The sequence below is a fragment of the Massilia genomosp. 1 genome (assembly GCF_011682185.1).
Classification (GTDB): Bacteria; Pseudomonadota; Gammaproteobacteria; order Burkholderiales; family Burkholderiaceae_D; genus Telluria_A; species Telluria_A rubra.
Genome location: NZ_WHJF01000146.1, coordinates 1 through 12,478, shown reverse-complemented (window position 1 = coordinate 12,478; position 12,478 = coordinate 1). Strand labels below are relative to the sequence as shown.

Annotated in this window: 6 protein-coding genes and 1 riboswitch; of the genes, 2 read left to right on the top strand and 4 right to left on the bottom strand. The window is 67.8% G+C overall.

All coding sequences use genetic code 11. The features are described from left to right. The 3 genes from F1735_RS30630 to F1735_RS30620 all read right to left on the bottom strand — a co-directional run. A partial coding sequence (locus F1735_RS30630; RefSeq protein WP_167240445.1) for a YDG domain-containing protein occupies positions 1-5,326 on the bottom strand: 5,326 nt, incomplete at its 3' end. Between the two features lie 15 nt (positions 5,327-5,341). Beyond that, positions 5,342-7,033 carry a ShlB/FhaC/HecB family hemolysin secretion/activation protein gene (locus F1735_RS30625; RefSeq protein WP_167240444.1) on the bottom strand — a complete coding sequence of 564 codons (1,692 nt, stop codon included), beginning with the start codon at positions 7,031-7,033 and terminating at the stop codon, positions 5,342-5,344. A gap of 407 nt (positions 7,034-7,440) precedes the next feature. Further along, positions 7,441-9,540 (bottom strand): TonB-dependent receptor, encoded by a 2,100-nt coding sequence (locus F1735_RS30620; protein ID WP_167240443.1) that lies wholly within the window; start codon positions 9,538-9,540, stop codon positions 7,441-7,443. Between the two features lie 185 nt (positions 9,541-9,725). Beyond that, positions 9,726-9,943: riboswitch (cobalamin riboswitch) on the bottom strand. Between the two features lie 245 nt (positions 9,944-10,188). Here F1735_RS30620 and F1735_RS30615 point away from each other — a divergent pair. Beyond that, entirely contained in the window at positions 10,189-11,277 is a 1,089-nt protein-coding gene (locus F1735_RS30615) for an SGNH/GDSL hydrolase family protein (RefSeq protein WP_167240442.1), read from the top strand. Positions 11,278-11,294: 17 nt separating this feature from the next. Continuing rightward, positions 11,295-11,963 (top strand): hypothetical protein, encoded by a 669-nt coding sequence (locus F1735_RS30610; RefSeq protein ID WP_373888608.1) that lies wholly within the window; start codon positions 11,295-11,297, stop codon positions 11,961-11,963. Here F1735_RS30610 and F1735_RS30605 read toward each other — a convergent pair. After that, complete coding sequence (locus F1735_RS30605; RefSeq protein WP_167240441.1) at positions 11,935-12,153, bottom strand: hypothetical protein; 219 nt, start codon at positions 12,151-12,153, stop codon at positions 11,935-11,937. The genes F1735_RS30610 and F1735_RS30605 overlap by 29 nt on opposite strands. Positions 12,154-12,478 lie beyond the last annotated feature (325 nt).

The window sequence follows — 12,478 nt, the reverse complement described above, 5'->3', positions numbered from 1 at the left end:
GGCGCCCGGGCGCCTGCACGGGCCCCGGCGGGGCCCCGGGCGCCGTCTCCGGCTCCGGCGGCGTTGGCGTTGGCGTCGGCGTCGGTGTCGGCGTCGGCGTTGGCACAGTCGGTACTTCGGGAACCGGCGGCACCGGATCGCCCGGAGCGGGCGTGATCGTGGCGGCGGTGACAGCCGAGGTGTTGAGCAGCGCATAGTTGGGCGCGTCGATCCCGGCGACGCCGATCCCGCTCACGTCGATGCGTTTCGCGACACCGGGCGCGGCGTCGATGAAATTGGCGCCAAGGCTGGCTACCTGGAGCACGTCGCCGGCGACACGGTCGTCGCTCAAGCGCACCGGCGCGATGGTGCCGCCATCAAACACACGATCGATCCCCGTGGCGCTGACCGTCAAGGGCCGTGCGCCGATGCTGGCGGTGGTGCTCGCAGTGGTACCGGCCGGCACGTAATTGCCGGCATCTGCGCCACTGACGGCAATGTCGGAAACGCTCAACTCCTTGGCGACGCCCACCCGCTTGTCCGCGAACCTGGCCGTGCCGGCAAAGGCCAGCACGTCGCCGGCGATGCGGTTGTCGGCGAACGTCGCGCTGCCGGCGGTGGTGCCGTCATAGACTTTGTCGTTCCCCTTCACACTGATCAGCAAGGGGCGCGGCGCGATGCTCGCCGTGGCCGCCGCCGTCGTCGAGAACGCGTAATTGCCGCTGTCGGCGCCAGTGAGCACGATGCCGGTGATATTGACGCGTTTGGCCGTCCCGGCGTTCTTGTCGATAAAGTTGCCGGCGCCTGCCAGGGTCAGATTGTCGCCAGCCACACGGTCGTCGCCAAACGTGACGGCGTCGAGCGTGGTGCCGTCGTACTCGCGATCGGCCGCGCTGGCGCTGATATTCAACAAGCGGGGCGTGATCGCTCCGGTCGTCGTAATGGTCGAACCCGGCAGCGTGTAGTTGGCGCTGTCGGCGCCGCTCATCGTGATCGCGCTGATGACGATGGCCTTGCCGTTGCCGACGTTTTTGTCGGCAAAGTCGCTCACGCTGCCGCCGACCACCAGCTTGTCGCCCGCAATGCGGTTGTCCGCCAGGGTCGCGCCGCTGGTCGTGCTGCCGTCGTACACGCGGCTGGCGCCGCCGGCGCTCACGGTCAGCGGGCGCGGCGTGATGTCGGCAAACGCGGTGGCCACGGGATTGAAGCTGTAGTTGCCGCCATCGGGGCCGCCGAACGCATAGCCGCTCACGCTGATCGGCTTGTTGAGGCCGACGTTCTTGTCGCCAAAACTGCCCGTGCCCGGACTCACGGTCACCGCATCGCCATCGATCAAGCCGTCGCCGACGCTGATGACCGCAGTGGCGGCCGTGCTGCCGTCGTACTGGCGACTGGTGCCGAGGGCGCTGACGAGCACCGGCCGCTTGGTGATGTTGGCCGTGGTGCTGGCGCTGGCGGCGACCTGGTAGTTGCCAAGGTCGGCGCCGCCGGCGCTGATGCCGCTGAGCGTAACAAGCTTGCCGTTGCCGACATGCTTGTCGACGAAGTTGGCGGCGGTATAGGCCAGGGTCACCTCATCGGTGCCGATCAGCCCGCTCGGCGCGAGCGTGGCCGTCGCGATCGTGGTGCCGTTGTATTCGCGGTTGGCGGCGAGCGCGCTAAATTCCAGTGTACGCCTGGTGATCGTGGCCGAGGTGTTGGCGCTGGTATTGACCAGGTAATTGCCGGCATCGGCGCCGCCGAGCGCGATCCCGGTAACCTGGACCGGCTTGCCGGGGCCGGCGTTCTTGTCGGCGAAGCTGGCCGCGCCATAGGAATACGTCAGGCTATCGTTCGGCACGACCGCGTCGTCGGGGATCAGGGTCACGGTGGCGGCGACCCCGCCGTCATACGGCCGGCTGATGCCGCTGGCGAAAATTTCCAGGCTGCGCGGGGTGATGTTGCCGTTGGTGGTTACGCTCGTGTTCGGCGCATAATTGCCGGCGTCGGCGCCGCCGAGGGTGATGCCCGACACCGTAATCGTCTTGCCTGTGCCGACATTTTTTGTGTCGAACAGCGCAGTCTTGTTAATGGTCAACACATCGCCGTTGAGGCGGTCGTCGAACAAGGACACCGTGGCGTCACGACTGCCGTCATACACGCGGCTGTCGCCTTCCGCAACGACCGCCAGCGCGCGTGGCGTGATCGTCGCGCTGGCGTTGGCCCCGCTCAAGACATAATTGGCATCGATGGCGCCGGCCAGGGCCAGGGTACCGAGGCTCAGCGGCTGCGCGCCGGCGCTGACGTTCTTGCTCGGTACGCTGCCGCTGCCGCTCAAGCCGCACGCGGCCAGTCCGCCGGCGCAATCGCTGCCGACCAGGTTGGTGGCGCCGATGGCGGCGGCGTTGAACACCGTGCCGCCGTCGTAGGGACGGCTGCCGGCCAGGGCCAGCGGCCGTTTCGATATTGTGTAGGCCAGGCCGGCGCCGGGCACGACAGCATAATTGTCGGCGTTGGCGCCGCCCAGGGTCAGGCCGGACCCGTACACGATCTGGTACAGGCCCGCATTCGAGGTGGAGGTCGGGGCGCCGCCGAACAGCGCCGTGCCGCCGACATTGAGCCCGAGGGCGGCGAGCGCGCTGGCGTCGAGCAGGTTGGCGCCGTTAAACAGCGAATAGCTCAATGTGCCGACCGGGTCGCCATACACATTGCCGGCCTGGCTGGCGTTCACCCGCACCGACAGCGGCTGCGAACTCGGGCACGATGCGAACACCGCCAGGCAGGGATAGCCGTTGTTGACGCCCGCCTTGATTTGCCAGACCGGCGCCAGGAAATCCCATCCGGCGTCGGTGAAGGTGGCGCGCGCCTTCATTTGCGCGCTGGTCTTGCCGACCCCGCCGGCGCTAGCCGCCTGGCCGGACGTGTTGACGTCCCAAAAGCTGTTGTTGATCTCCGACGTCGTGACGCCCCCGTCCATCGTCTGGTAGCCGACCAGGCCGCCGACGCTGGTGTTGCCATTGCCGATCGTCACGGCGCCGACCGCATAGCTGTTGGTGATCACCGAGCCGTTTTCGCCCACCAGGCCGCCGACATTGGTATTGCCCGACACGGCGCCGAGCGCATAGGTATCGATGATATTGCTGCGCGTGCCGCCGGCGGCCTGGTTGATGCCGACCAGTCCCCCCACCGACTGGCTGCCCGCCACGGCGCCGCTGGCGTAGCTGCGCCGGATGGTGCCGAAATAGTTCAATCCCGCCAAGCCGCCGATGAAGGCGGTGGTGCCGGTGACGTTGCCGGTGGCATAACTGTTTTCGATGATGCCGGTATTTTTGCCGACCAGCCCGCCCACCTGGCTGGTGCCGGACACGGCGCCAGTGGCATAACTGTTGGTGATGATGCCAGCCCGGTTGTCCCCGACCAGCCCGCCCATTTCGTTAAACCCCGTCACCGCCATGGTCGAGAAGGCATTGCTGATGGTGCCGTAGTTGATGCCGACCATGCCGGCCGCATTGGTGCCGCGGTTGACCGACCCGCCCAGCATGCCCAGATTGCGCAACTGCACCGTGTTGTTGCCATACAAGCTGGTGATCATCGCCGGCCCGCTCTGGTTGATGAACATCCCGCTGATGGTGTGGCCCAGTCCCTCGAACGCCCCCCATGACACGCCGAAGGGCGTGAAGCCGGTGCCGCCATTGCCATCGTTCCATCCCGACGTGGCGGACGCATCGATATCGCTGCCGAGCGCGTAATAGGCGTTCTGGCTCAACTGCGCACCCTGCAGGGTGCCGGGCGTCATGTCGCCGCGGCCCGCCCCCAGGCTGTTGATGACGGTGTACACGTTGCCATTGATGGTCAGGGCGCCGCTGCCGCTGAAATTGACTTTGCCGGCAAAGGTATTGTTGGCGCCGAACGCGGTATTGACTTTCAGGCCGGCCGGGGCCAGGTCCAGGCTGGCGCTGCCGGTGGCGCTCATGACCGCCTTGATGTTGATGGCGTTGCTGGCGGTCAGGGTCAGCTTGTTGGCGCTCCAGCTGACCGCGTCGTTGACGTTGATGCTGCCGTCGCTGCCGCTGCCGCCGGTGCTGGCCAGCGCAACGTCGGCCAGCGCCAGGTTGCCGCTCAGGGTGGCGCCGCTGATATCGCCGCCGCTGGGCGCGATCGTGAAGCCGTCCGGGTCGAGCAGCCAGGTTCCTGTCTTGCCGGCTGCGGCGCGCGCATCGACCCGGGTGGTCGCGCCGACCGCCAGCCGGCTGCCCGAGGTTTCCACAAAGCCGCCGTTGCCGCCGTTTTCCCCGCCGCGCACGCTGATCGCGCCATCGACCGTGGTCTTGCTGGCGTGCTTGCCAAGCTCGCCCATCAGGACCACCGAGCCGCCGTTGCCGTGCGATCCGGGGGCGGCGTCGGCGCGGATCGTACCCGCATGATTGACCTGGCCGGACCCGCTGAGCAGGATGCGTCCGCCATCGCTGACCAGGCCGCTCGCCTCGAGCACGCCGCTGTTGTTCACCACCCCGCCCTGCAAGCTGTTGCTGGCCTGGGCCGACAACACGATCAGGCCACCGGGCGCGAGCACCGCCTGGCGATTCTCGACCAGGGCCGCGATGGCCGACGGCGTGACGCTCACCGAGGCCAGGGTATTGCTGTCGTTGAATTGCAAGGTGAGCGCTTCGCCGGCAGCGAACGCCACCGCGCCCTGCTGCGCGAGCACGATGCCGCTGTTGCGCACCTCGGGGGCCAGCAGCGCGATATAGCCGCCCAGCGTGGCATGCAACTGCCCCTCGTTGAGCACGCTCCCGGCCGCCCCGGCGCGGGTGAACGTATTGCTTCCAGCCATGAAGTCGGCGGTCGACATCGCATGCGTGGTCGCCACCAGCCCGCCCACCTCGACCGTGGCCGAGCGGCCGAAATACACGCCCGCCGAATTCGACAGGAATACCTGGCCGTTGGCCGTGAGCTTGCCGAAAATCTGGCTCGGGCTGGCGCCCATGACCCGGTTGAGGGTCACCGAACGGCTCGACGGCTGCACAAAATTGACGCTGGCGCCCTGCCCGATATTGAAGCTTTGCCACTCGATGGCGCCGCGTTCGGTGCTCTGCTGGATCGACATGGCGGCGCCGGCCTGGCTCACTTGCGCGTTCCCCGCCACCACATTGGCCCCGCCCGGCAAGGCGCCAACGGCCGGCGCCGTCTGCGCCAGGGCCGCATCGGCGAACCCGGCCACCAGCCCCAGCGCGGCCAGCACGGCGGCGAGCGGCCGGCGGCTGCCCTTGCCCCGCCCTTTGGCGTGCTCGGCAACGGCAACCCAGCAGCAGCACTGCTCGCTCCAGATCAGGCGATAGAAGCGGTTCATCGAAGCATGTGCGAACATGATGATTCCCTTAATTCAAAATGGCAGGCTGGCTTGCAGCCAGAAGCGGTTGCGGGTCAGCGAACCATCCTGGTCGCTGCCGCTGGCGCTCGGATTGGGATTGGCGCCGATCCGGCGCGCCCAGGTGGACTTGAGGCTGATGCCTTTCGGTGCCAGCCAGCTCAAGGCAACGCCGGCGCCGCGCAAGGAATAGGCATTGCGCGTTTCGGCCCCGGCGAAATTGTTGTCGTGGTTGATCCTGACATGCCCCCAGTCGTAGAACCCGGCCAGCGACAGCTTGTGCGGCAACTGGGCGCGCAGTTCGATGCTGGCCAGCTGGCCGGACGCGCCGCCGCCTTCGTTGATGGGATAGGCGCGCACGCCGCTCGGGCCGCCAAGATAGAATTTTTCGGCCGAATCGAGATTCTTGCGCGCCGCCTGCCCCGCCAGGGTCATGTACAGCAGCAGGGCGTCGTTCAACGCCTGGGTGCGCGCGGCCGCGTAGCGCAGCTTGGTGAAGCGCCCGGCCGATTTCACCGTGGCCGCGTCTGCCGCGCGCGTGGGCGAGCCATCCAGGTCGACCTCCCCGCGCACCAGGCTCAGGCTGCCGGTGTTGTTGCCGCCGCCGCCCAACTGATCGAGCGCGTTGCCGTACAGCGAAGCGCCCAGGGTATCGATGCGGTAATCGCTCACGGTGGCGCCAAGGGCGTGGTTGTCGAAACGGCGGTGATCGACATTGAGGGCGAGCGACAGGTTTTTCAGGCGCGAGCGGAGCAAGGGGTAGCTGCCGTCGAGCCCGCTTGTCGAGGATTTGCCGCGGGCGTCGAGCGCCGCCGTGTCATCACTGACGAGCTTGTAACGCAAGGCCGATACATGGGCGCCAGCGCGCACACCGCTGCTGCCAACGGGCACGCTGGCGTCGAGCCGGGCGTAATCGATTCCTTCCGAATGCTGCAAACTCAGTCCGATCTGGTCGCCCAGGCGAAAGGGGCTGTTGAGGTAGATATCGCCGCTCACGCGCGCCCGTCCGGTCGAGCGCGAGCCGGCGTTGTCGACGCTGACGACGCCGCTCAGCAGCGGTGCGTCTTCCACTTTTAACAACAGGTCGGTTTCGCGCTCGTTGCGCCCGGCGCTCAGGCTGCCGGTGACGGTGACGCCGGGCAGGTCGCCCAGCAGCAGAAGGGCCCGGTCGAGCGCGTCGGCATTGAGCAGCGCGCCCTTGCTTTGGGCCGCGTCGACCATGGCGATCAGGCGCTGCGGCGCGATGCGGGCTGCGGCCGCGCCGCCGTCGAGGCGGACTTCGCCGAAGATCGCTTCGACAATCTGGATCGTCACCACGCCGTCGACAATTTCCTGGTGTGGCAGATAGGCCCGCACAATCCATCCCGACTGGCGGTACAGGGCGGCGACCGCGGCTGGCGCCTGTTGCAGCTGGGTGAAGTCGAGTGGCCGCCCGCGCAGGCCGGCGAGCGCAGCGCCGAGCTGTTCATTGCTGAGCAACGTATTGCCGACGAAGCGAAATGCCGTCACGGTCACGGCCGCGCCGCTCAAGGCCCGCATCGGTGGCGGCACGCCGACTGCGGGCGCATTGGTCCTGGGAGGCGGCGGACGCCCTTTCTCAATTTGCTGCAGCAGGGAGCCCGCATCCGGCGTCGTTTGGGCGTGGACAGTTTGCAAGGAAAACAGGGCGACGGCAACAAGGCATTTCCGATGACGAACGAGTGTCATGATCTGGTCCCATGGTACGTAAAGGTACGCAACAGGCGTACCTGGACTGGCTCGTCCGCGACCAGCGTGTACGCTCAGCGCGCGGCGTGATATCGGCGGACAAGCATGGTCAATCTGTGCTGCGATGGTGGCGGTGCTGCGGGCCGGAATTGCTCGGGCCCGGCTGTATGGCGCCGGCGCTTCTGTGCGCAGCATGTTTTCGAAGTGCAGGGTTTGACAATACGCAGATTCGCGTTGAACGACCAGCGCGTTCATCACGTGCGCATGGATATTCGAACAAATGTGCCGCCAATGACACACTCCGCTGTCGACGCGGCCACTAAGCGAACTCGACATTAGAGGCCGTAACGGCCCGCCGCTGCCGATGCCCGGCAGCGGCAGCTTTCACGAACCGCGCCAGGCCGGGATCAGTAGCGCCACTGGACGGTCAGTTCGGCATGGCGCCGCGCGCCCAGCAGGTACTGGCTGCCGCCGTACGACGTGCTGGCATACAGCTTGTCGGCCAGGTTGCGCAGGTTCAGCTGCACCAGCACGTGGCGGCTGGCCTGCCAGCCGACGCTCGCGTCGAGCACCGTGTAGGCCGGCAGCGCCTGGGCGTTGGCGTTGTCGATAAAACGCGCGCCGACGTAGCGCGCCCCGCTGCCGGCGCGCCAGTCGCCGCTGCGGTAGCTGAGCCACAGATTGGCCGAGGACCTGGGCGCGTCCGCCGGACGGTTGCCGGCGCGCGAGACGTTGCCGCTTTCGATCAGCTGGTCGAAAGCGGCGTCGGTATAGACCGCGTTCGCTTCCAGGCGCCAGGCCGGCGTGACGGCCACGCTGGCGCTCACTTCCACCCCGCGCGACGATTGCGCGCCGCCCTGGATCGACAGCGCCGGGTTGGCCGGGTCGCGCGTGATGATGTCGTCCTTGCGGATGCGGTACAGCGCGGCCGTCCACTCGGCCTTGCCGCCGGCCAGCGATTGCTTGACGCCCGTTTCCACCTGGCGCGAACGGGTCAGCTTGTAGCGGCTGTTGGCCAGGTTCAGCGACAACAGGCTGGTCACCGGATCGCTGCCGCTGCTGACCTGGCCGTACAGCGACGTATCCGGCGCCAGCTTCCAGCTCAGGCCCAGGCGCGCGGCGGTCGACTGCAAGGTGGCATCGAAGCCGGCCGCCCCCTGCAGGCTGGTGCGTTCGACCTGGTAGCGGTCGTGGCGCAGGCCCGCCAGCAACAGCAGGCGCTCGCTGAATCGATAAGCGTCTTCGGCGTACAGCGCATGCGTGACGGTATCGGTCGTGAAGTTCGGGCGCAAGGGATCGGGGCTGTCGAACACTCCCGGCGCAAAACCGGTCGGCGCCACGCTCGATGCGCCGCCGTAGGGGGCGTTATTGGTGTGGGTGAAATTGATGGTGGCCGCTTCCCACCCGGCCACCAGGCGGTTGGCGCCGCCGTCCCAGCGCGCCTCGAGCCGGTTGCCGGCCTGCTCCTGGTGGTGCGCGATGGCGATGTAGTCGCTGCGCTCGACCAGCTTCGCCTGGACGTCGTAGGCATAGCTCTCCACATTGCGCCAGTGGCGGCGCGCCTTCATGTAAACGAGTTCGTCGCTGACGCTGAGGGCCGGCGTGAGGCGCCACGTCAGGCGGGCCAGCGCCTTGTCGTCATCGAGGCCGATAGCGGCGTCGCCGACGTTGTAGTTCTGCCTGCGCAGCGCGCGCGCCAGGGCGCCGTCCACCAGCGGGGTGCCGAAGTAGCGCTGCGGCTTCTGCTCCAGATGGTCGAGCTGGAGCGCGAGGTCCAGCGTGGGCGCCAGCGCATACGCCAGGCTGGCCAGCACTTTGCCGTGGCGCGCATCGCCGCGTTCGATCAAGCCGTCGCTGCGGTCGGCGTAGGCGTCGATGCGGAACGCTCCGCCCTGCCCCAGCGCGCCGCTGGCGCCGACGCCGGCGCGCAGCGCGCGCCCGGCCCCGATGCCGGCCATCGCCTCGAATGCGGCGGCGCGCGTGGGCGCCTTGCGCACGGCGTTGATGGTGGCGCCGGTGGTGCCGCTGCCGTGGATCACCGAGCCCGGGCCGCGCAGCACTTCGATGTACTCGTAGCCCCACGGATCGGCGGGATAGCTTGCCGTGCCCGAGCCGACCTGCGGGCGCTGGCCGTTTTCCAGGATGGCGATGGCGCTGTTGCCGCTGAAGCCGCGCGCCGAATAGGCGATGCCGTTGCCGGGCGAGCTGATGTCGGTCAGGCCGGTGCTGCGGGTGACGGCGTCCTTGAGCTGCACGTCGCCGCGCGCTTCGATGCTGGCCGCGCCGAGCGACTCTACGCTCGCCGGCAAGTCCTGCGCCGCCCGCCCGATCCGGCTGGCGGCGCCGATCTCGCGCTTGAGGCCCAGGCCTTGGTTCGATTCCGCCTGGATGGTGATGACCGGCATCAGCGCCGCTGGCTCGGCCCGGGCGGCCGGGGTACACAGCAGTGCGATGGCGGCGACGATGGGACGGATGGGTGTGGAACAAGCGTGACTGGAAAGCATCATGGAAGCACCTGACGTAGTGAATGACCGGATCGGCCGATGGTGACGTTCGCGAACGCTTGCGCAAGCAGCATGGCACGCGCCGCCCGCCCAGGGCGAACGGAAACACGTACGCCGGCGGCGTGCGATTGCATTGGCAGAACAGAAAAAGGACGACAAAAAACAGGCAACCCCACACCCCGGGCGTTGCGCGTGCATCGTGACTGGCCGGTCTTCTGGCTCGCCGTCATCCTTCCCTGGCCTTGCCTTCCCATGCGCTGCACAGTGGCGTTCGATCAAAGTCGTCAGGCTTACAGCAGCGGGGGCTGCGCCGGACTGGCGCGAGATGAAAATCTCGTGCGTCACCGGCTTCCCGTTTCACCCTCCAGCCGACAAGCGGGAGGGCACCATCACGTATTGGGGCGCATTTTAGTGCGCGAAATGGTTTTTGTCACATCTTTCCTGCGCCAGCCAGCGGGATGGCGTGGAGATTGCCGCGCTGCCGCACTCCTGCGCATTTACAACAAACCTACCGATTTTCAATGTTTTCTGTGCAAGACGAATGGTTAATTAGCACGCTTGTGCATATTTGCAATACATTGAAGTGCCCGCGTTCAGGTTGGCCGGCATGGCATGCCTGGCGGACGGGTCCAACTAAAAAGGAGACGCTTCATGAGCATTCGCTTTCGTCGTTCTTTGCACACCTTGTTACCCTTCCTTGCACTACTCGCCCCGGCTTCCGAGGCAGCCGCCAGCACCCTGAACCAAAACGCTTCGTGGACCATCGACCGGGCCGGCACCAGCACCAAGTACCGCTCGGTGGCCTACGGCGACTCGATCTATGCCGGCTTTAACGGCTCCGTCACCAGCGCGGCCAAATACGCGGCGCCCACGGTCAACGCGGAGTATCTGTCGGGCCAGTGGGGCGCCGACGTCGAAAGCGTGCGCCGCACCAAGTCCGGCGCGGTGGCCGAGGACGTGTACAACAACAAGATCGTGGCCGAGCGCTCGTATATGCAAGCCAGTAACACGCGCGTGGTCACCTTCGAAATGTGCGGCAACGATGGTTTGCAGGCGCGCTCGGCCTTCAAGAGCCAGACCGGCACCTGCAACTACAGCGGGCTGGCCGCCGCCGAAACCAGCTGCAAGAAGTATGTGACAGCCGCGATGGACTACATCAACGCCAACGCCTACGCCGGAGTCAAGCTGAAGGTCGTCTCCAACCTGCACTATCCGGGCTATGCGGTGGACAATGTGCAAAGCACCTGCAAGGATGCGGGCACCGGCGCCACCGTCAAAATGCAGGACAAGTTCCTGCCCGCGCTGGCCAGGATGAACTTCATGATGTGCGATGTGGCGCGCCAGAAGGGCTTCCAGTGCGCGGACAATTTTGCCCAGTACATGGGGGCCGATTACGACAGCAACGGCGACGGCCGCATCGACGCCGAGGGCTTGCGCTATGTGAACGGCGAGAGCGAAGCGAGCTACGTCAACCGCCTGACCACGGCGCTGCGCTCGACCATCCGCGACGCCAACACGCACTTTGTGTCGTCGGGCAGCAGCTACGACTACATCCAGTCGGACGACACCCACCCGACCTACAACGGCAGCACCTTCAGTTCCGGCCTGTTCGGCAGCACCACCGGCAGCGGCGCGCCACGTTACACGAGCTTCAGCGGCGGCAAGAACCCGATCTGGAACCAGTACGGCCATGAGCGCATCGGCTGGGCGGTGTCGACCTACAATCCGGCCACGCCGTAAGCACAGGGCGCCGATCCGTGGACACGCCTCCGCGTTCCGGGCCGGCGCCGTCTGGCAGCGCGCAATCCGCTGCCAGCCGCGCCTGGCGGCCCTCCCGGGGCCGCGCCGTCATCGTCGTGCTGCTGGCCGTTGCCTGCGGCGCCGCGCTGTTCTATTTATGGACGCCGACCCGCGGCGGGGCCGGCGCCGCCGCGCCGATCGCGGCAGCGCCGCCGCTGCCGACGACAACGCATGCGCCGGCGGCGGGCATTGCACGCGCGCCTGTGCCTGTGCCGGCCGCGCCGGCGCGCGCCCCCGAAGGTGACGCCGACCCCACGCGCGACCTGTCGAGCTACGTCGCGCGCGGCGCCAGTCCCAGCATGGCGCAAGTCATCGAAGGCCTGCACGAGCGCGGCATCCATTCCGGCCTGGGCGCCTTTTCGCCACCGGGAACCAGTCCGCCCCTGGTCGGGCTGGCGGTGCCCGAGGATTTCGTTTTGCCGAAGGGCTATGTGCGCCATCACCAGGCCACCGATGACGGCCAGCGCATCGAAGCGGTGCTGATGTTCGCACCCGACTTCCAGTTGCGCGATGCCAGCGACAAGCCCATCGAGATGCCCAAGAACCTGGTCGTCCCGCCGGAACTGGCACCGCCCGGCTTGCCGATCCGGCGCATCGTCATTCCCCCGGCACGCCCGGAGCGCTGACCATCATGACCTTATCGACCAACGCGACAGTGCGTACCATCGCGGCCATCTTCGCCAGCGGCGCCATGGTGGCGCTGTATGCGCGCGGCGGCGCCGCCTGGCCGCTCGGTTTCGTCCTGCTGGCACCCTGGCTGCGCACGCTGGACGCCAGCCCCACCCTGGCGGCGGCCTTGCTGCGCGCCTGGCTCATGGCGCTGGCCTATACGGCGGCGGCGTTCGCCTGGTTCGGCTCCGCGCTCGGGATCTATGCGCAGGTCGGCGCGGCCACCGGGGTGGCGCTGCTGCTGCTCGCCGCCCCGCTGTTCCAGCCGCAATTCATGGTCTTCGCCCTGGTGCGCCACATCGCAGTGCGCCGGCATGGCGCCGCGCTGGGCGCGCTGGCCGGCGCGGGGGGGGGGGGGGGGGCCCCCCCCCCCCCCCCCGGGGGGGGGGGGGGGCCCCGCGGGGGCCCCCGCCGGCGCGGCCCCCGCCGGGGCGGGGGGGGGCCGCCCGCCCCGCGGGGGGGGCGGGCGGCG

What these genes read in the sequence shown, in the direction of transcription:
- F1735_RS30615 (WP_167240442.1), top strand. Translation starts at nt 10,189, where the DNA reads ATGAGCATTCGCTTTCGTCGTTCTTTGCACACCTTGTTACCCTTCCTT.
- F1735_RS30625 (WP_167240444.1), bottom strand. Translation starts at nt 7,033, where the DNA reads ATGACACTCGTTCGTCATCGGAAATGCCTTGTTGCCGTCGCCCTGTTT.
- F1735_RS30605 (WP_167240441.1), bottom strand. Translation starts at nt 12,153, where the DNA reads ATGAGCCAGGCGCGCAGCAAGGCCGCCGCCAGGGTGGGGCTGGCGTCC.
- F1735_RS30620 (WP_167240443.1), bottom strand. Translation starts at nt 9,540, where the DNA reads ATGATGCTTTCCAGTCACGCTTGTTCCACACCCATCCGTCCCATCGTC.